Origin of the sequence: Streptomyces olivochromogenes, assembly GCF_021538895.1 — a bacterium.
GTDB classification, from domain to species: Bacteria; Actinomycetota; Actinomycetes; order Streptomycetales; family Streptomycetaceae; genus Streptomyces; species Streptomyces olivochromogenes_A.
This window is the reverse complement of sequence record NZ_JADDRL010000037.1, coordinates 55,673-74,334: the sequence shown is the minus strand read 5'-3', so window position 1 is coordinate 74,334 and position 18,662 is coordinate 55,673. Positions and strand designations below refer to the sequence as shown.

The 18,662-nt window shown below is 70.9% G+C and carries 17 protein-coding genes; 10 read left to right on the top strand and 7 right to left on the bottom strand.

The genetic code is table 11. The features are described 5' to 3' along the window. Positions 1-8: 8 nt before the first annotated feature. Positions 9-3,317, top strand: a complete 3,309-nt coding sequence (locus IPZ69_RS20295) for a S8 family peptidase (protein WP_235455586.1) — start codon at positions 9-11, stop codon at positions 3,315-3,317. 82 nt (positions 3,318-3,399) lie between these two features. Further along, complete coding sequence (locus IPZ69_RS20290) at positions 3,400-4,170, top strand: group II truncated hemoglobin (RefSeq protein ID WP_235455585.1); 771 nt, start codon at positions 3,400-3,402, stop codon at positions 4,168-4,170. A gap of 28 nt (positions 4,171-4,198) precedes the next feature. Here the strand turns inward: IPZ69_RS20290 and IPZ69_RS20285 are convergent, their stop codons facing one another. After that, positions 4,199-5,095, bottom strand: a complete 897-nt coding sequence (locus tag IPZ69_RS20285) for a helix-turn-helix transcriptional regulator (RefSeq protein WP_235455584.1) — start codon at positions 5,093-5,095, stop codon at positions 4,199-4,201. Between the two features lie 170 nt (positions 5,096-5,265). Here IPZ69_RS20285 and IPZ69_RS20280 point away from each other — a divergent pair, with 170 nt between their 5' ends. From IPZ69_RS20280 to IPZ69_RS20265, 4 genes are all read left to right on the top strand, one after another. After that, positions 5,266-6,309, top strand: coding sequence for an NAD(P)-dependent alcohol dehydrogenase (locus tag IPZ69_RS20280; RefSeq protein WP_235455583.1), 1,044 nt, complete (start codon positions 5,266-5,268; stop codon positions 6,307-6,309). Positions 6,310-6,403: 94 nt separating this feature from the next. Continuing rightward, positions 6,404-6,787 carry a VOC family protein gene (locus IPZ69_RS20275; protein ID WP_235455582.1) on the top strand — a complete coding sequence of 128 codons (384 nt, stop codon included), beginning with the start codon at positions 6,404-6,406 and terminating at the stop codon, positions 6,785-6,787. Positions 6,788-6,998: 211 nt separating this feature from the next. Beyond that, positions 6,999-7,190, top strand: a complete 192-nt coding sequence (tgmA, locus tag IPZ69_RS20270) for a putative ATP-grasp-modified RiPP (protein ID WP_235455581.1) — start codon at positions 6,999-7,001, stop codon at positions 7,188-7,190. Between the two features lie 14 nt (positions 7,191-7,204). Then, a complete protein-coding gene (locus IPZ69_RS20265; protein WP_235455580.1) occupies positions 7,205-8,170 on the top strand; it encodes an MvdC/MvdD family ATP grasp protein in 966 nt (321 codons plus the stop codon). A gap of 51 nt (positions 8,171-8,221) precedes the next feature. Here the strand turns inward: IPZ69_RS20265 and IPZ69_RS20260 are convergent, their stop codons facing one another. The 3 genes from IPZ69_RS20260 to IPZ69_RS20250 form a co-directional block, all read right to left on the bottom strand. Continuing rightward, a complete protein-coding gene (locus IPZ69_RS20260; protein ID WP_235455579.1) occupies positions 8,222-10,231 on the bottom strand; it encodes a calcium-binding protein in 2,010 nt (669 codons plus the stop codon). Positions 10,232-10,477: 246 nt separating this feature from the next. After that, positions 10,478-11,191: a peptide-methionine (S)-S-oxide reductase MsrA gene (gene msrA, locus IPZ69_RS20255; protein WP_235455578.1), complete on the bottom strand. Its 714-nt coding sequence runs from the start codon at positions 11,189-11,191 to the stop codon at positions 10,478-10,480. Positions 11,192-11,284: 93 nt separating this feature from the next. Then, on the bottom strand, positions 11,285-12,463 hold the full coding sequence (locus IPZ69_RS20250; RefSeq protein ID WP_235455577.1) for a hypothetical protein: 1,179 nt from the start codon (positions 12,461-12,463) through the stop codon (positions 11,285-11,287). A gap of 163 nt (positions 12,464-12,626) precedes the next feature. On the opposite strand from IPZ69_RS20250, the gene IPZ69_RS20245 reads away from it, so the two are divergent. Beyond that, a complete protein-coding gene (locus tag IPZ69_RS20245; protein WP_235455576.1) occupies positions 12,627-13,781 on the top strand; it encodes a cystathionine gamma-synthase in 1,155 nt (384 codons plus the stop codon). 1 nt (position 13,782) lies between these two features. Here IPZ69_RS20245 and IPZ69_RS20240 read toward each other — a convergent pair whose 3' ends face one another. The 3 genes from IPZ69_RS20240 to IPZ69_RS20230 all read right to left on the bottom strand — a co-directional run bounded on the left by IPZ69_RS20240 (position 13,783) and on the right by IPZ69_RS20230 (position 15,206). Beyond that, positions 13,783-14,031 carry a hypothetical protein gene (locus IPZ69_RS20240; RefSeq protein WP_235455575.1) on the bottom strand — a complete coding sequence of 83 codons (249 nt, stop codon included), beginning with the start codon at positions 14,029-14,031 and terminating at the stop codon, positions 13,783-13,785. Between the two features lie 52 nt (positions 14,032-14,083). Then, positions 14,084-14,590: a sigma factor-like helix-turn-helix DNA-binding protein gene (locus tag IPZ69_RS20235; protein WP_235455574.1), complete on the bottom strand. Its 507-nt coding sequence runs from the start codon at positions 14,588-14,590 to the stop codon at positions 14,084-14,086. A 109-nt stretch (positions 14,591-14,699) separates the two neighbouring features. Further along, positions 14,700-15,206, bottom strand: a complete 507-nt coding sequence (locus tag IPZ69_RS20230) for a MarR family winged helix-turn-helix transcriptional regulator (protein ID WP_235455573.1) — start codon at positions 15,204-15,206, stop codon at positions 14,700-14,702. A 161-nt stretch (positions 15,207-15,367) separates the two neighbouring features. Between IPZ69_RS20230 and ilvA the strand changes: the two genes are divergently transcribed. From ilvA to IPZ69_RS20215, 3 genes are all read left to right on the top strand, one after another. Continuing rightward, a complete protein-coding gene (gene ilvA / locus IPZ69_RS20225) occupies positions 15,368-16,597 on the top strand; it encodes a threonine ammonia-lyase (RefSeq protein ID WP_235455572.1) in 1,230 nt (409 codons plus the stop codon). 223 nt (positions 16,598-16,820) lie between these two features. Continuing rightward, a complete protein-coding gene (locus IPZ69_RS20220; RefSeq protein ID WP_235455571.1) occupies positions 16,821-17,840 on the top strand; it encodes an ATP-binding cassette domain-containing protein in 1,020 nt (339 codons plus the stop codon). Then, positions 17,837-18,637, top strand: coding sequence for an ABC transporter permease (locus IPZ69_RS20215; protein ID WP_308407511.1), 801 nt, complete (start codon positions 17,837-17,839; stop codon positions 18,635-18,637). Before IPZ69_RS20220 ends, IPZ69_RS20215 begins: the two co-directional genes overlap by 4 nt. Positions 18,638-18,662 lie beyond the last annotated feature (25 nt).

The following is an 18,662-nucleotide window of genomic DNA, read 5'->3' as shown; positions in this document are numbered from 1 at the left end:
GCAGACAAGTGAAGAATGCGGCCGCGGCCACAGTGGCCACGGCCGCAGCCGTCGCCCTCGCCGCAGGAATGACCACCCCGGCGTCGGCGAAGTCCGAGCAGCGCGCCGACACCGCCGCCTCGGCCCTCACCGCGAAGCACCGCATCACCCTGATCACCGGCGACCGGGTCGCCGTCGACGGCAAGGGCCGCGTCGTCGGCCTGGAGCGGGCCAAGGGACGCGAGCACATACCCTTCGAGGTCCGCAAGGTCGACGGGCACACCCTCGTCATCCCCTCCGACGCGGCCCGCCTGGTCGCCGTCGGCAAGCTGGACCGGCGGCTGTTCGACGTCACCGAGCTGAACAAGGCCGCCACCCGCAAGTCCCTGAAGAAGGGCCTGAAGGTCATCGTCGGCTACAGCGGCGCCGCCACGGCGACCAAGGCCGACGTCCGGGACGCGGGCACCCTGCGCCGCAGCCTGAAGGCGTTGAACGCGGACGCGGTGCAGACCCCGGTCAAGGACACGCCCGAGCTGTGGGACGCGGTCACCAACGGCGACAAGGCCGCCTCCGGCATCGCGCACGTCTGGCTCGACGGCGTCCGCAAGGCCAGCCTCGACAAGTCCGTGCCGCAGATCGGCGCCCCCAAGGCGTGGGCGGCCGGCTACACCGGCAAGGGCGTGAAGATCGCCGTCCTGGACACGGGTGTCGACGCGACGCACCCGGACCTCAAGGACCAGGTGATCGAGGCCAAGAACTTCTCGGGCGCCGCCGACGCCACGGACCACTTCGGCCACGGCACGCACGTCGCGTCCATCGTGGCGGGCACCGGCGCCAAGTCGGGCGGCAAGTACAAGGGTGTCGCGCCCGACGCGAAGATCCTCAACGGCAAGGTCCTCGACGACACCGGCTCCGGTGACGACTCCGGCATCATCGCCGGTATGGAGTGGGCGGCCCAGCAGGGCGCCTCCGTCATCAACCTGAGCCTGGGCGGTTACGACACCCCGGAGATCGACCCGCTCGAAGCCGAGGTCAACAAGCTCTCCGCCGACAAGGGCATCCTGTTCGCGATCGCCGCGGGCAACGAGGGCCCCGAGTCGATCGGTTCGCCGGGCAGCGCGGACGCCGCGATCACCGTCGGCGCCGTCGACAAGAAGGACAAGCTGGCCGACTTCTCCTCGACCGGCCCGCGCGTCGGCGACGGCGCCATCAAGCCGGACGTCACCGCGCCCGGCGTGGACATCACCGCCGCCGCGGCCAAGGGCAGCGTCATCGACAAGGAGGTCGGTGAGAAGCCCGAGGGCTACCTGACCATCTCCGGTACGTCGATGGCCACGCCGCACGTCGCGGGCGCCGCCGCGATCCTGAAGCAGGAGCACCCCGACTGGGGCTACGCCGAGCTGAAGGCGGCCCTGACCGGCTCCGCGAAGGACGGCAAGTACACGCCGTTCCAGCAGGGTTCGGGCCGGATCCAGGTCGACAAGGCCATCAAGCAGAGCGTGATCGCCGACCCGGTCTCGGTGAGCTTCGGTGTGCAGCAGTGGCCGCACACCGACGACAAGCCGGTCACCAAGCAGGTCGCCTACCGCAACCTCGGTGACAAGGACGTCACGCTCGACCTGTCCGCCACGGGCAGCAACCCCAAGGGCCAGGCGGCACCGGCGGGCTTCTTCAAGCTGGGCGCGACGAAGGTCACCGTCCCGGCCCACGGCAAGGCCACCGTCGACCTCACTGTCAACACCAAGCTGGGCGGCACCCTCGACGGCGCCTACTCCGCCTACGTGACCGCGACCGGCGGCGGCCAGAGCGTCCGCGCGGCCGCCGCGGTGCAGCGCGAGGTCGAGTCGTACGACGTCACGCTGAAGTTCATCGGGCGGGACGGGAAGCCGACGCCGAACTACAACGCCGACCTGGCCGGCGTCGCGGGCCTGGCCGGCGGCAAGGGCTACGCGCCCTACGACGCCTCCGGCACGGTGAAGGTGCGCGCGCCCAAGGGCACGTACATCCTCAACTCCGCGTTCTTCGTGGACCCGAAGGACGCCACCAAGGGCATCGACTGGATCGCGCAGCCGAAGCTGACCGTCACCAAGAACACGACGATCACGCTGGACGCGAGCAAGGCCAAGCCGGTGGACATCACCGTCCCCGACGCGGCCGCCAAGTCGGCGTTCGCCTCGCCGGAGTTCGACATCTCGGTGGGCGACGGCTCGTACGGCTTCGGCTGGTTCCTGGACTCGTACGAGAACTTCCACACCGCGGGTCTCGGCCCGCAGATCACCGACGGTTCGCTCTACCAGCAGTGGGACGGGCACTGGACCAAGGGTGACAGCGAGGAGTACGCCACCGTCGTCGGCGGCAACGTCAAGCAGCTCGCCACCGGTTACACCAAGCACTACAAGGCCGCCGACCTGGCCACGGTGAAGGCCCACCTGGGTGCCGCGGCCAGCAACAAGAAGGGCTCGCTCGGCGCGGTCGGCTGGCTGCCCCAGAGCAGCGGTGCCTCCTCGATCAGCATCCAGCAGTCCCTCCCCGCCACCCGCACCCTGCACCTGTCGGCGCAGGGCGGCGTGAAGTGGGAGTTCGACTTCGAGCAGGACGGCGGGGTCGACCCGGACGGCTTCCCGATCGCCGAGGCCTTCTACTCGGTGGGCAGCCAGGCCTACAGCGCGGGCAAGACCTACGACAAGACGGTCAACACCGCGGTCTTCGGCCCGCACCTGAACTCCACCTTCGGTCTGTACCGCGACGGCAACGAGATCTCCGGCCTGCTGCCGCTGTACGCCGACGGCCGTCAGAACGTCGGCTCGTCGAACTACACCTCGGTGAACACGACCCTGTACCGCAACGGGACCAAGGTCGGCTCCAACGAGGACCCGCTGATCGGCGGCGAGACCTTCAAGGTCCCGGCCGGTGACGCCGAGTACAAGCTGACCACCTCGGTCAAGCGCACGGTCAAGATCGCGGCCGCCTCCACGCGGATCGACGCGAGCTTCACCTTCCACTCGAAGAAGCCGTCCGGCACCAGCCCGGCCAAGCTCGCCGCCTCCACGGTCCGCTTCAACGCCAACACCGGCCTGGACAGCCGCGTCGAGGCCGGCAAGTTGGTCACCTTCCCGGTCACCGTCGAGGGCTCGGCCGCCGGCCGCAACCTGAAGTCGCTGGCGGTGTACGTGTCGTACGACTACGGCCAGACCTGGAAGAAGGTCGAGGTCCGCCACGGCAAGATCACCGTCAAGAACCCGGCCAAGGGCAAGGCCATCTCCTTCCACGCCAAGATCGCCGACAAGAAGGGCAACAAGTCGACGATCTCGATCTACAACGCGTACTACGGCAAGTGAGGCGTAGTGCCTGAGTAGGCCGACAGCGAACGGCCCGCCGGAAGAGCAGCTTCCGGCGGGCCGTTCGTGTTTGTGTGCGGGCATGACAGCTCACACGGTCGAATACATCCGGTATCAGATCCCCGAGCAGCGGTCGGCCGAGTTCCTGGCCGCCTACACCCGTGCCGCCGCCCGGCTGGCGGCGGCGCCGCAGTGCGTCGACTACGAGCTGACGCGCTGCGAGGAGGACGCCGAGCACTACGTCCTGCGCATCACCTGGACCTCGACGCGGGACCACCTGGAGGGCTTCCGTACCTCGGAGCACTTCCCGCCGTTCCTCGCCGAGATCCGCCCCTACGTCGAGAACATCGAGGAGATGCGCCACTACGCGCCGACCCCGGTCCACGGCACGGGCTCGGCCGGCCCCAGCCTCTACGACTGGGCGGGCGGCGCGGACGCCTTCGCCCGGCTGACCGAGGTCTTCTACGACAAGGTCCTCAAGGACGACCTCCTGGCCCCGCTCTTCGCCGGTCTGGCCGCCGAGCACGCCGCCCATGTGGCCCTGTGGCTCGGCGAGGTCTTCGGCGGGCCCGCCCGGTACTCCGAGACCCAGGGCGGTCACGGGCACATGGTCGCCAAGCACTTCGGCAAGCACATCACCGAGCCCCAGCGGCGGCGCTGGGTCAACCTCGTCCAGGACGCGGCGGACGAGGCCGGTCTGCCGACGGACGCCGAGTTCCGGTCGGCCTTCCTGGCGTACGTGGAGTGGGGCACGCGCCTTGCCGTGTACTTCTCCGGCCCGGACGCGAAGCCGCCGGCCGAGCAGCCGGTGCCGAAGTGGAACTGGGGGGCCGCGCCGCCGTACCAGGGGTGAGCCGGGCGGCGGGGCCGCGGCCGTGGCCTCAGGTGGAGGGCACGACCCGCGCCGCGTCCCTGCCCCAGCTGGCCAGCAGCCGCAGACCGTCGGCCGACGGTGAGCCCGGTTCCGCGTGGTAGGTGAGCAGGGACTGATCGCTGTCGTCCGGCAGACGGAACGACTCGAAGTTCAGGGACAGCTCGCCCACCAGCGGATGGTGCAGCCGCTTGACCCCGTGGGACTTCTCCTTGACGTCGTGCGTCGCCCACAGCCGCCGGAAGTCCGCGCTCTTCACGGAGAGCTCCCCGACGAGCGCGGACAGGCGCGGATCGTCGGGATAGCAGCCGGCGTCCATCCGCAGGGCGCAGACGATGTCGATCGCCTTCTGCTCCCAGTCGACGAAGAGATCGTGGTAGTCAGGGTGCAGGAACACCAGCCGCGCCCAGTTGCGCTCCGCGACCGGCAGTTGCTCCCAGTCACCGAAGAGCGCCGCGGCCATCCGGTTCCACGCCAGAATCTCCGCCCGCCGCCCCACCACGTACGCGGGCACGCCGTCCATCGTGTCCAGCAGCTGTCGCAGCGAGCCGCGCACCTGCTGCGGCCGCGCCGACGCCTTCCGCTTGTGCTGCTTGCCCTTGGCGAGGTGGGTCAGATGCGCGTGCTCGGCGTCCGTCAGCCGCAGCGCCCGCGCGATCGAGTCCAGCACCTCCACCGACACGTTCCGCCCGTTGCCCTGCTCCAGTCGCGTGTAGTACGCCACGGACACCCCGGCCAGCTGCGCCAGCTCCTCGCGGCGCAGCCCGGGCACCCGGCGGCGCCGCCCGAAGTCCGGCAGCCCCACGTCCTCGGGCTTCAGCCGGGCCCGCCGGGTGCGCAGGAACTCGCTGAGTTCGGCACGCCGGTCCAGCGGCCGGGCGGGGGCGGATTCGGGCAGTTCTTCCATACCTCCAGTATTCATGGTCGTACGCAGGGGAGCCTGACCCCGCCGGTGGTAGGACCGGCGGACGTACGCAGAAGCGTGGACTGGGTGATGTCCGCGCACGTGAGGCAGGGTGGAGGTGTGCCCGGCGGGAAGGCAGCCGGGTGCGCACGACCCACTAGGAGAACCCCGCCATGACCACTGTTGCCGCGTATGCCGCGCCCGCCGCGAAGGCCCCGCTGGAGCGGACCACGATCGAGCGGCGCCCGGTCGGCGAGTTCGACGTCCTGATCGACATCAAGTTCGCCGGCATCTGTCACTCCGACATCCACCAGGCCCGGGAGGGCTGGGGCACCGCGATCTTCCCGATGGTGCCCGGCCACGAGATCGCGGGCATCGTCTCCGAGGTCGGCTCGGGCGTCACGAAGTACCAGGTCGGCGACCGGGTGGGCGTCGGCTGCATGGTCGACTCCTGCCGCGAGTGCGACAACTGCCTGGCCGGCCTGCAGCAGTACTGCTCCAAGGGCGGCCCCGTCTGGACCTACAACGCCGTCGGTAAGGACGGCGAGCCCACCTACGGCGGCTACTCCGAGAACATCGTCGTCGACGAGGGCTTCGTCGTCCGCATCCCCGACGGCCTCTCCCTGGACGTGGCCGCCCCGCTGCTCTGCGCCGGCATCACCACGTACTCCCCGCTGAAGCACTGGAACGCCGGCCCCGGCAAGAAGGTCGCCGTCGTCGGCCTCGGCGGCCTCGGCCACATGGGCGTGAAGATCGCGCACGCGCTCGGCGCGGAGGTGACCGTCCTGTCGCAGTCCCTGCGCAAGAAGGACGACGGCCTGCGGCTGGGCGCCGACCACTACTACGCCACCGGCGACGAGAACACCTTCAAGGATCTGGCGGGCACCTTCGACCTGATCCTCAACACGGTCTCGGCGCCGCTCGACTTCGACGCCTACCTCTCGCTGCTGCGCACCGACGGCGCGATGGTCAACGTGGGCATCCCCGAGGAGCCGGTCCACATCCTGCTCTCCTCGGTGTTCGGCAACCGCCGCAGCCTGAGCAGCTCCGGCATTGGCGGCATCCCGGAGACCCAGGCGATGCTCGACTTCTGCGCCGAGCACGGCCTGGGCGCCGAGATCGAGCTCATCCGCGCCGACCAGATCAACGAGGCGTACGAGCGGGTGGTGGCGAGCGACGTCCGCTACCGCTTCGTGATCGACACCGCCACGATCTGATCCGCGGTCCCGTGCGCCCGTACTCCGGCGCCGGTCAGGGCAAGGTCTGCCCCGGCCGGCGCCGGAGTACGTTGGACGCGAGGAGGTCAAAACGATGACCGTGCAGCTGAACCACACCATCGTCGCCGCGCATGACAAACATGCCTCGGCCAGGTTCCTCGCCGACATCCTGGGGCTCGAAGTGAGCCCGGATTTCGGCCCGTTCGTCCCCGTCGAGCTGCCGGGCGGCGTCTCCCTGGACTACATGGACACACCGGGGGAGGTCGCTCCGCAGCACTACGCGTTCCTGGTGTCCGAGGCCGAGTTCGACGAGATATTCGCCCGCATCCGGGAGGCGGGGCTGACCTACTGGGCGGACCCGCACCACTACCGTCCCGGCGAGATCAACACGAACGACGGCGGCCGCGGCGCGTACTTCGACGACCCCGACGGCCACCGGCTGGAAATCCTCACGAGGCCCTACGGAAGCGGGAGTTGAGCCCCGGGCGGTCACGCGTGACGGAGCCGTTACGGCCTGTCTTCGAGTGACACATCTGATGTGCCATCCGATGTGTGAGTCGTGGGGAAGATGTGGCCAGTGTGATCAGTGGTGCAGAAGTGGTGACGCCGATGTGTGTGCGGCACCCGGCACGCCGATGACGCTCCCCCATGGACAGAAACCGGCAAAGTACACCCACGGAGGCTCCAGCGTGCGACCGTTCACCCTCAACTACGCCTTGCCCACAAGGCTTCAGCCCGTGGTGACGCCGTACCACTTCGACGCGTCGCTCCAGCTCAACGTGTTGTCCGACGGCCGCCCGGCCGTCAGCGACCCGGAGCTGCTGATGGCCGTCGGTACGACCACGTCCACCGCCGGGTCTCAGACGCACTTCGACGACTGACGACCCCCGACCGTATGAGCGTACTGATCCTCACGTCCGAGGAGGACGTGACCGCCGACATGGTGGTGGCCGAGCTGCACGCGATGGGAACCCCGTTCCTGCGGCTGGACCCCGCCGACGTACCGGACAAGGTCGTGCTGTCCGCCCACTACGCCCACGGCGACTTCGACGGCCATCTGTCGGCGAACGGACAGGTGCTCAGCATGGAGGGCCTGGGCGCCGTATGGATGCGCAGGCCCGGCGAACCGGCGGCCAACGCGGCACACCCCTCGCCGTGGCTGACCGCCGAGGCCCGGCAGGCGCTGTTCGGGATGCTCTTCGCCGCCAACGCGCGATGGATGAACCACCCGCGCAACGCCGACCGGGCCCGGCTCAAGCCGTGGCAGTTGCGCGTCGCCCACCTCAGCGGCTTCGCCGTACCGCCGACCGTCTTCACCACGGCCCCCCGGCTCGCGCGGCAGTTCGCCGAGGAGCACCGGGAGGTGGTGGTGAAGTCCGCCTCGGGACCGCCGCCCGGAGACCCCGGGCTGAGCCTGCCCACGACCCTGATCGGACCCGACGCGGACTTCTCCGCCGTCGCGGCCGGCCCCACGCTGCTCCAGCGCTACGTGCCCAAGCGCGCCGACATCCGGCTGACCTGCGTCGGCAGCCGGCTGTTCGCCGCCCGCAAGACGGCCGCGCCCGACCAGGTCGACGGCCGCTACGGCGACACCGAGCACGCCTGGGAACCGGTCCCCGTACCCGAACGCGTCAGCAAGTCGGTGGACGCCTACGTCGCCCTCGCCGGCCTGGCCTACGCCGCCTTCGACTTCGCCGAGGACGAGGACGGCATCTGGTGGTTCCTGGAGTGCAACCAGGGCGGCCAGTTCGGCTTCATCGAACTCGAAACCGGCCTGCCGATCGCGGCGGCGGTGGCCCTGTGGCTCTCCCAACGCAAGCCCTTGGGCCACCGCCAGGTCGAAGGCGCTTGGGGGGCTTGAGGGCCCGGCCGGCAGCCATGCGACCGCGCGCCCTGCCCGGCCCGGCCGGCCCTAGGGGCAGCTGATCCGGGTGTCGCCCGGGTCCGTCGTGCAGGTGTCGAAGCCGGGGCCGCCGTTGGCGGTGTCGTTGGCGGAGACGTTGTCCACGGTGTTGAGGCTGTCGTTGCCGTAGGAGCCCAGCAGGGTGTCGTTGCCGGGTCCTCCGTTCAGGGTGTCGTTGCCGTAGCCGCCGTCGACGCGGTCATTGCCGTGGCCGGCGTACACGGTGTCGCCGCCGTAGCTCGCGTTGACGGTGTCGTCCCCGCCGAGGGCGCAGATCACGTCGTTGCCGAAGGTGCCGTTGATGACGTCGTTGCCGCTGGTGCCGACGCGGGTGCAGCCGTGGGCGTTGTCGACTGCGGTGGTCGCCGTGGCGGTGTTGTTGCCGGGCACCGGGTCGGTCTGTGTGGCGCTGACCGTGGCCCGGTCCGTGAGGGTGCCGGTGGCCCGGGGCTCGACGGCGATCTGGACCGTGACACTGGCGCCGGGAGCGAGGGGGCCCAGCGAGCAGCTCGCGCCGGAGGCGCCGACGGTGCAGGACCCCGTGCCGGCACTCGCCGAGACCACCGAGGCGGCGGGGCCGGTGAGCGCGTCGGACAGCACCACGCCGGTGGCGGAGGCCGTCGTGCTGGTGTTGGTCACGGTCACGCCGTACGTGGCCCGGTCACCGATGCTGACCGTGCTGGAACCGGTCTTCCTGACCGACAGGTCCACCCCGGCCGGGGGCGGCGGCGTGCCGTCGACCCGGTAGCGGACCAGACCGCGGTCGTCGCCGGTGTTGCCGGACGCGACGATCTTCCCGTCGGCCTGCACCGCCACCGCGCTCGCCGAGTCGAAGAACCCGTTGTCCACGTCGGTGGTCACCTTGCCGCCGGTCCCGAACCCGCCGTCCAGGCCGCCGTCGGTGTTGTAGCGGGCCACCGCGAAGTCGCTGTTGCTGATGCCGGCGGAGACGATCTTCCCGTCGGACTGCAGCGCCAGGTCGGAACTCCCGTCCTGGCTGCCGGTCCCGAAGTCGGTGGTGACCTTGCCGTCACCGCTGAAGCCGCTGTCGAGGGCGCCGCCCGCGTTGTAGCGGGCCAGCGCGAAGTCGAAGTCGCTGGATCCACCGGCGACGATCTTCCCGTCGGGCTGCACCGCCACCCCGCCGGCCACGTCGGCCTGGGCGAAGGCGGTGGTCACCCGGCCGTCACCGTCGAACCCGGTGTCCAGGCTGCCGTCGGCGTTGTAGCGGGCGAGAGCGAAGTCGGAGGCGTTCGCCGGATAGTTGTACCCCGCACGGCCGGCGGTGACGATCTTGCCGTCCGACTGCAGCGCCACGTCGAAGGCGGTCGCCGCGCCGCCCGCGAAGGCGGTGGCCACCTTGCCGTCACCGTCGAAGCCGGTGTCGGGGCTGCCGTCGGTGTTGTAGCGGGCCACCGCGACGTCGGAGCCGCTCATACCCGCGGCGACGATCCGGCCATCGGCCTGCAGCTCCACGCCGAAGGCCTCGGAGGGGCCACCGGTTCCGAAGTCCGAGACCACCGTTCCGGCGGTGCCGAAGCCGGTGTCCAGGGTTCCGTCGGCGTGGTAGCGGGCCACCGTGAACTGGGGGAGGAAGGTCTCGGCGTCCGAGGTACGGCCGACCACGACGATCTTTCCGTCGGTCTGCACCGCCACCGCGTCGGCGATGTCCTCGCCGCCGCGGAAGTCGGTGATCACCTGGCCGCCGGTGCCGAATCCCTGGTCCGGGCTGCCGTCGGAGTTGTAGCGGGCGAGAGCGAAGTCGACCTCTCCGCTCTCCGGCGGCTGGTTGAGGCCCACGGTGACGATCCTGCCGTCGGCCTGGACCGCCATGCCGCGGCTCTCGTCGTAGCCGCCGAAGTCGGTGACGACCTTGCCGTCGCCGCCGAAGCTCGTGTCGAGGTCGCCCGGCAGGGCGAACGCGGCGTGGGGCACGGTGAGCGCGAGCGCCAGGCCGGTGGCCGCCGCGACGCCGGTGCGCCCCAGCGCCGTGCGCAGACCGGAAGTGAATGTGGACATACGGGCTTTCCGCCTCTCATCCCCGCGCAGTGGTCTCTGCGTCCAGTGACAGCCCAAAGCCTGTTGGCGCCCCTGCGGCAAGCCCGTCAGGGCTGGCTGCGCTGCGCTCACTGGACGCCGAGATCCACCCCCAGGGGTGAGGTCCCCCGCGCGGTGGACCGGCGGCACACGAAACCGGCCGCCGCCGGTGTGAACGGCGACGGCCGGTGCGGGGACTCGGCGGCGATCAGAGACCGGACACGGCGGCTACTTCTCCGCCGCCTCCGGCGCCGGGGCGATGCCCGTCGGGCAGGAGACGCCCCAGTTCGTCTCGAACGGCTCGGCCAGCGTGACGCCGGTGCCGCCCAGGCCGCAGTACCCGGCCGGGTTCTTGTCCAGGTACTGCTGGTGGTAGGCCTCCGCCGGGAAGAAGGTACGGCCCTCGGCCGGCAGGATCTCCGTGGTGATCGCGCCGTGGCGCGCGTCCGTCAGGACCTTCTGGTACGCGTCGCGGGACGCCTCGGCCGCGGCGGCCTGCTCGGGGGTGTGGGTGTAGATCGCCGAGCGGTACTGGGTGCCCACGTCGTTGCCCTGGCGGAAGCCCTGGGTGGGGTTGTGGGACTCCCAGAAGGTCTTGAGGAGTCGGTCGTACGAGACGAGCTTCGGGTCGTAGACCACGCGGACGGCCTCCGTGTGGCCGGTCAGGCCCGAGCAGGCCTCCTCGTAGGTGGGGTTCTCGGTGTAGCCGCCCTGGTAGCCCACCAGGGTCGTCCAGACGCCCGCGGGGAGCTGCCAGAACTTGCGCTCGGCGCCCCAGAAGCAGCCCAGACCGAAGTCGGCGACCTCCAGGCCCTCGGGGTAGGGGCCGAGGAGGGGGTTGCCCAGGACGGTGTGGCGCTCGGGGACCTCGAAGGCGGGCGCGGGCCGACCCTTGAGCGCCTGCTCAGGGGTGGGCAGCTGGGGCGTGCGGCCGAAGAGCATGGGGTCTCCCTGTCGTTCCGGGGTGGGGTCGCCGCCTCGCCGGGCGGCACCTGGCACAACACCTCGGGCGCCGCCATCATTCCGCCCGGGCGGTCAGCTGAGCAGGGTCGCCGGGCTGCCGCCGTTCGCCTCGTACCCCGCCACCGCGAGGGCGCGGTAGACGGCGAACTCCGCGGCCGGGTCGCCGGACAGCGACCAGGGCAGGGCGCCGACGTGGCCGTCGACGAGTATCAGCTGCTGCATGGCCTCCGCCCAGCGCTCGGCGCGGACCAGGAAGAAGACCAGCAGGTGGCGGACGTGCGCCGACATCGGGTCGTCGGGGCGGGCGGAGTGCACCGCGTGCAGCGCGCCGTGCATCGCCCGGGTCACGACCTCGCTCTGGTAGAAGCCGCGCACCAGGTTCACCTCGGGCAGGTGCTCGAAGACCGCGAACAGGGGCATGGCGGCGAGCAGCGAGCCCTGGGGCGCGCGTGCGGCGGCGGCCTCGGCGAAGGAGTAGGCCAGCTCGCGCGAGCCGTGCCACTTCTCGCACCAGTAGTGCAGGGCGGCGAGATGGGCGCCCATGTGGGCGGGCGCGCGGTCCAGGATCTTCAGCCACAGCGCCTCGAACTCCGGCCGCGGATAGCCGAGTCCGCGCGCGACGGACAGCTCGATGATGTACGGGACCGGGTCGCCGGGGGACAGCAGTGCCGCCTGGCCGCAGGCGTCCCTGGCCTCCTCCATGATGATCCGGAACTCGTCCGTGCCCGGCGTCGAGGTGCGCCACGCCTGCTGCACCAGGAACTCCGCGTGCACGGCCGCGCCGCCCGCGTCCTTGGGCTGCTCGGCCCGCCACACCCGCAGCCACTGCCCGCCCGGCGTCTCGTGCACCCCGCCGGGCCGCCGCTGCAGCTCCAGCGCCGCCGCGCCCGCGAAGGCCTGCACGCGCTGCCAGCGCGGCTCGCCCTCGGTCTCGGTGCCGGCCAGCAACTGGGAGGCCGCGCGGTAGTCCTGCGTGCGCTGCACCAGGTCCAGGACGTCGAGCAGGTCCTGGTCGGGGCCGGGCATCCGGATGTCCAGCTCCTCCTCGCGCGCGAAGCCGTAGTTCGCCGGGTCCGCGGCGTCCGGGTGGTCCGGGGTGACCTGCTCGATGCGGTTGTTCCTGCGGAACAGGAACGGGCTCGGCACAAAGTTCGGCGTGCGTGTCTGGACGCGGCCGTTCCTGAACCGCAGCAGCGGGCGCAGCACGAAGACGACCATGACCAGCGCCATCAGGACCCAGAGAATCTCCATGCCTCAAGCGAACCAGACACCGCCGACAATTGGCCAACCTGCCCCGACGGCCTGTGGAAAACCGTCGTGACGGGCCCGGGGCGCCGGGGGAAAACCCTCGTTCCAGGCCGTCCGGAGCCCCGCGTCCGGCACCGGCGGCGCGAGCGCACTACGCTCGGTGCCCATGAGCGACAGGCACATCAGTCAGCACTTCGAGACTCTCGCGATCCATGCGGGCAACACCGCCGATCCCCTCACCGGCGCGGTCGTCCCGCCGATCTACCAGGTGTCGACCTACAAGCAGGACGGCGTGGGCGGCCTGCGCGGCGGCTACGAGTACAGCCGCAGCGCCAACCCGACCCGTACCGCCCTCGAAGAGAACCTCGCCGCCCTGGAGGGCGGCCGGCGCGGCCTCGCGTTCGCGTCCGGCCTCGCGGCCGAGGACACCCTGTTGCGTACGCTGCTCAGCCCCGGTGACCACGTGGTCATCCCGAACGACGCGTACGGCGGCACGTTCCGCCTGTTCGCGAAGGTCGTCTCGCGGTGGGGCGTGGAGTGGTCCGTCGCCGACACCAGCGACCCCGCGGCCGTACGGGCCGCGATCACCCCGAAGACCAAGGCCGTCTGGGTGGAGACCCCCTCCAACCCGCTGCTCGGCATCACGGACATCGCCACCGTCGCTCAGATCGCCCATGACGCGGGTGCGAAGCTCGTCGTCGACAACACCTTCGCCACGCCGTATCTGCAGCAGCCGCTCTCGCTCGGCGCGGACGTCGTCGTGCACTCCCTGACCAAGTACATGGGCGGCCACTCGGACGTGGTCGGCGGTGCGCTGATCGTGGCCGACCAGGCACTGGGCGAGGAGCTGGCGTACCACCAGAACGCGATGGGCGCGGTGGCCGGGCCCTTCGACTCCTGGCTGGTGCTGCGCGGCACCAAGACGCTCGCGGTGCGCATGGACCGGCACAGCGAGAACGCCACGAAGATCGCCGACATGCTGACCCGGCACGCGCGCGTGACGCGCGTCCTGTACCCGGGCCTGCCCGAGCACCCCGGTCACGAGATCGCCGCCAAGCAGATGAAGGCGTTCGGCGGCATGATCTCCTTCCAGGTCGAGGGCGGCGAGGAGGCGGCCGTCGAGGTGTGCAACCGCGCCAAGGTGTTCACGCTCGGCGAGTCCCTGGGCGGCGTCGAGTCGCTCATCGAGCACCCCGGCCGCATGACGCACGCCTCCGCGGCCGGCTCGGCCCTGGAGGTCCCCGCCGACCTCGTCCGCCTCTCCGTGGGCATCGAGAACGTCGACGACCTGCTGGAGGACCTGCAGCAGGCGCTGGGCTAGGTCACCACCCCGTCAGCGGTGGAGTCGTCTGGGACGGCGGCTCCACCCAGGGGCGGGCGGTCAGTGCCCAGACGGTGAAGGCCACGGCCGCGGCGAACAGCGCCAGCCACAGCAGGCGGCGTGCCACGGTCCGGCGGCGCAGCATGCGGGCCCCGCGGCGCAGGACCTCGCCGTAGAGCTCGGGCGGCACGGGGGGCGGCACCTGCTCCATGAGCCGCCGCACGGTCGCCTCACGCTCGGTCCGGTTCACCCGCGCCTCCCCGTTCCGCCGTGGCTCCGGGTCTCCACGTGGCTCCGGCGCCTCATGACGGTGCCACCTTCGCGCTCGCCACCGCCGGAGTCTGCCCACGTCGCGGATGCAGCAGCGTGGCCGTCGCGCGGTCGCAGATCGTGTGGACGCGTTCCGTCGGCAGGCCCAGCAGCGCCGCGGCCTGTTCCTCCGCGACACCCTCGTACAACCGGAGGACGACGATCAGGCGTTCCTGGGGTGTGAGGACGGCCAGGGGACTGCGGGGGTGGGGGCGGCCCCGGCCCGGACCGCCGCCGTACTGGTGCCACGCCCCGCGCGCGAAGCGGGTGGCGAGGTACTGACGGGCGTGGTCGTACGGGTCCTCGCCGCGCATCCGGTCCCAGCACGCGTACGTGTGCGCGAGCGCGAGCGTCAGCAGTCTCCGCGCGCGTGGGTTGTCGTCCGGCGCCTCGCCGGTCAGCAGTGTGGCGGCATGCAGCAGCCGCCCTGCCGCGCCCGCGACGAACGCCTCGAACTCCCGGGCCCGGCGGGCATTGTGGGACGCCTGCCGTTCTCGCACCGCGCCTCCCGCCTGAGGGGGCCCAGCCCGTACGGGATACGGAACCGTGTACGACGAGGACCCGGTCTCATATGAGGCCAGCGGCGGCCCAAGGTCAAGAGTCCGGCGCTCAGGAGGCGGGCGGAGTCTCCGGCGCGGGCACGCCCGGGACCGCCATGCGGGCGGAGAGCGCGGTGTTGAAGCGCGTCAGGAGCGCGCAGAACGCCTCGCGCTCCTCCGGCGCCCAGTCGTGGGTCAGTTCGGCCATCAACTGACGCCGGGAAGAGCGGACTTCGTCCAGCCGGGACAGCCCGCGCGGGGACAGCTGGAGCACCACGGCCCGCCCGTCCTCGGGGTGCGAGGTGCGCTTGACGAGCCCGGTGTCGACCAGCGGAGCCACCTGCCGGGTGACCGTCGACGAATCGATCCCCATGCTCGCGGCGAGCGCCTTGACGCCCATCGGGCCTTCCTTGTCGAGCCGGTTGAGCAGCAGGTACGCGGCGCGGTCCATGGAGTTGCGCACCTGCCCGACGCCACCGAGCCGGGTCTGTTCGGCACGGCGGGCGAACACCGCCACCTCGTGCTGCAGCGTGTCGAGGAGACCGGTGTCACCGACGGTCGTCATGTCCATCGACATTTCAGGTGTTGTGGGCATGGCCGGGGGCTCACTTCATGAAGAGTGCTGGGTTGGGGGACAGGGTACGCGGCCGGGCGGCGGGCCGTACCGGCGCTGCGCAATCCGGTCTCGGAGCTTGGTCACACCGGATCCGCGCGACTGTGAACTGCGAGACTGGTGTCATGAGCTACAGCACGGCTGACTCCTTGCGGCCCGTCACGCTCGACGACGTGCGCGGCGCCCAGAAGATGCTTTCGGGAGTGGCGCGGGTGACCGCGATGGAGGGCAGCAGGCACCTGTCGCAGCTGGCGGGCACGCCGGTGCACCTCAAGTGCGAGAACCTCCAGCGGACGGGATCGTTCAAGCTGCGCGGCGCGTACGTCCGGATCGCCGGACTGCTGCCGGAGGAGCGGGCCGCCGGTGTGGTGGCCGCCAGTGCCGGCAACCACGCGCAGGGCGTGGCCCTGGCCTCGTCGCTGCTCGGCGTGCACGCCACCGTGTTCATGCCGAAGGGCGCGCCGCTGCCGAAGATGAGCGCGACCCGGGAGTACGGCGCCGAGGTGCGCCTGCACGGCCAGGTGGTCGACGAGACGCTGGCCGCCGCGCAGGAGTACGCGCGGGAGACCGGCGCGGTCTTCATCCACCCCTTCGACCACCCCGACATCATCGCGGGGCAGGGCACGGTGGGCCTGGAGATCCTGGAGCAGTGCCCGGAGGTGGGCACGATCCTCGTCGGCGTCGGCGGCGGCGGGCTCGCGGCCGGCATCGCGGTCGCGGTCAAGGCGCTGCGGCCGGACGTGCGGATCGTCGGCGTGCAGGCGGAGGGCTCGGCGGCGTACCCGCCCTCGCTCGCGGCCGGGCTGCCGGTGGTGATCGAGAACCCGACGACGATGGCCGACGGCATCAAGGTGGGGTGCCCCGGCGACGTGCCGTTCGGGATCATCAGGGAGCTGGTCGACGAGGTGCGCACGGTCACCGAGGACCAGCTGTCGGCCGCGCTGCTGCTGTGCCTGGAGCGGGCCAAGCTGGTCGTGGAGCCGGCCGGCGCCAGCCCGGTCGCCGCCCTGCTGGGCGCGCCCGGCGCCTTCCCCGGACCGGTCGTCGCGGTGCTGTCCGGCGGCAACGTCGACCCGGTGCTGCTGCAGCGCGTGCTCCGGCACGGCATGGCCGCGCAGGGCCGCTACCTGGCCGTTCGGCTGCGGCTGACGGACCGGCCGGGCGCCCTCGCCACGCTCCTCGGGGCGTTGTCAGTGGTGGACGCTAACGTCCTCGACGTGAGCCATGTACGGACCGATCCCCGGCTCGGGCTCACCGAGGCGGAGGTGGAGCTGCACCTGGAGACGAAGGGCCCGGCGCACTGCGCCGAGGTCGGCCAGGCCCTGCGCGAGGCGGGTTACACGGTCATCGATTGAGGTCGGAGACCTCGTCGTCACTCATCCGTCATCTCGCTCGGGCACCGTCGAGCTCACCATCCCACTCGGGCACGTCGAGTCGCGGCCTCTCGTTCGGGCGTCGCCGATACGCAGCGACGTACCAAAAATCCCGTCGAGAGACGCGATACATCGCGTTACGGTGTCTCGCAACGCAGCCACCCCCTGCCTTTTTCGCCCCATCCCCAAAGACGTGGAGACTCATATGCCAGGCGCCATCTATGCCGAAGGTCTGGTGAAGACCTTCGGTGACGTAAGGGCACTGGACGGCGTCGACCTCGATGTCCCCGAGGGCACGGTCCTCGGCCTGCTCGGGCCGAACGGCGCCGGCAAGACGACGACCGTCCGCTGCCTGACGACCCTGCTGCGCCCCGACAGCGGCAAGGCCGTGGTCGCGGGCGTCGACGTCCTCAAGCAGCCCGATGCGGTGCGCCGCAACATCGGCCTGTCCGGACAGTTCGCGGCGGTCGACGAATACCTCACCGGCCGCGAGAACCTGCAGATGGTCGGCCGCCTGTACCAGATGGGCGGGAAGGCGGCGAAGGCCCGGGCGGTGGAGCTGCTGGAGCAGTTCAACCTCACGGAGGCCGCCGACCGTCCGGCCAAGACCTACTCCGGAGGCATGCGCCGTCGGCTCGACCTCGCGGCCGCGCTCGTGGTCTCGCCGCCCGTGATGTTCATGGACGAGCCGACCACCGGCCTCGACCCCCGCAACCGCCAGCAGCTGTGGGAGGTCATCAAGCAGCTGGTCTCCGGCGGTACGACGCTGCTGCTCACCACCCAGTACCTCGAGGAGGCCGACCACCTCGCCCACGAGATCGCGGTCGTCGACCACGGCCGGGTGATCGCCAAGGGCACCTCCGACGAGCTCAAGGCGCGCACCGGCGGCGAGCGCGTCGAGGTCGTCGTGCACGAGCGCGAGCACATCACGACCGCCGAGGAGGTGCTGCGCGGCTTCGGCAAGGGCGACACCAAGGTCGAGGAGCACACCCGCAAGCTGACCGTGCCCGTCACCGGCGGCGCGAAGCTCCTCGCCGAGGTCATCCGGGAGCTGGACAACCGCGGCATCGAGATAGACGACATCGGGCTGCGCCGCCCCACCCTCGACGACGTCTTCCTGTCCCTGACGGGACACGTGGCCGAGGAGAAGGACACGGACAACGGCGCGGACGACGGCGCTCGGGCGAAGAACGCCCAGGCCAAGAAGAAGGAGACCGTGAAGTGAGCGCCGCCAGCGATTCCCTGATCATCGCCCAGCGGAATCTGATCCGCATGGGCCGCATCCCCGAGATGATCATTTTCGGGCTGATCCAGCCCATCATGTTCGTGGTGCTGTTCACCTATGTGTTCGGCGGCTCGATCAAGGTCGGCTCGTCCACCTCCACCCAGGCCTACCGCGAGTTCCTGATGGCCGGCATCTTCGCCCAGACCGTCACGTTCGCCACGGCGGGCGCGGGTGCGGGCATCGCCGACGACATGCACAAGGGCCTCATCGACCGCTTCCGCTCCCTGCCGATGGCACGCGGTGCGGTGCTGACCGGCCGCACCCTGGCCGACCTGGTGCAGACGGCGCTCACCGTCGTCGTCCTGGCGGTCGTTGCCCTGCTCGTCGGCTGGCGCACGCACGAGAACCTGGGCAAGGTGCTCGCCGGTTTCGGGCTGCTCCTGCTGCTCGGCTACGCGTTCTCGTGGATCGGCGCGCTCATCGGCCTGTCCGTGCGCACTCCCGAAGCGGCGACCTCGGGCGGTCTGATCTGGCTGTTTCCGCTGACGTTCCTCTCGAACGCGTTCGTGGACGCCAACCAGATGCCGGCCTTCCTGCAGCACGTCGCCAACTGGAACCCCTTCAGCGCCACGGTGCAGGCGTCCCGCGAGCTGTTCGGCAACCTGCCCCCGGGCTTCCAGACGTCCGACGCCTGGCCGATGCAGCACCCCGTGTGGGCCTCGCTGCTCTGGTCGGTCGTGATCATCCTGGTCTTCCGCACGCTCGCGGTCCGCAAGTACCGCTCGGCGACGGCATGACCCCGGTCCGGCGCTGACGTCGGCC

Bases quoted from the DNA above. Each gene is read 5' to 3' on its own strand.
- IPZ69_RS20290 (WP_235455585.1), top strand. From the start codon at position 3,400: ATGACAGCTCACACGGTCGAATACATCCGGTATCAGATCCCCGAGCAG.
- IPZ69_RS20285 (WP_235455584.1), bottom strand. From the start codon at position 5,095: ATGGAAGAACTGCCCGAATCCGCCCCCGCCCGGCCGCTGGACCGGCGT.
- IPZ69_RS20280 (WP_235455583.1), top strand. From the start codon at position 5,266: ATGACCACTGTTGCCGCGTATGCCGCGCCCGCCGCGAAGGCCCCGCTG.
- IPZ69_RS20275 (WP_235455582.1), top strand. From the start codon at position 6,404: ATGACCGTGCAGCTGAACCACACCATCGTCGCCGCGCATGACAAACAT.
- IPZ69_RS20265 (WP_235455580.1), top strand. From the start codon at position 7,205: ATGAGCGTACTGATCCTCACGTCCGAGGAGGACGTGACCGCCGACATG.
- IPZ69_RS20260 (WP_235455579.1), bottom strand. From the start codon at position 10,231: ATGTCCACATTCACTTCCGGTCTGCGCACGGCGCTGGGGCGCACCGGC.
- msrA (WP_235455578.1), bottom strand. From the start codon at position 11,191: ATGCTCTTCGGCCGCACGCCCCAGCTGCCCACCCCTGAGCAGGCGCTC.
- IPZ69_RS20250 (WP_235455577.1), bottom strand. From the start codon at position 12,463: ATGGAGATTCTCTGGGTCCTGATGGCGCTGGTCATGGTCGTCTTCGTG.
- IPZ69_RS20245 (WP_235455576.1), top strand. From the start codon at position 12,627: ATGAGCGACAGGCACATCAGTCAGCACTTCGAGACTCTCGCGATCCAT.
- IPZ69_RS20230 (WP_235455573.1), bottom strand. From the start codon at position 15,206: ATGTCGATGGACATGACGACCGTCGGTGACACCGGTCTCCTCGACACG.
- ilvA (WP_235455572.1), top strand. From the start codon at position 15,368: ATGAGCTACAGCACGGCTGACTCCTTGCGGCCCGTCACGCTCGACGAC.
- IPZ69_RS20220 (WP_235455571.1), top strand. From the start codon at position 16,821: ATGCCAGGCGCCATCTATGCCGAAGGTCTGGTGAAGACCTTCGGTGAC.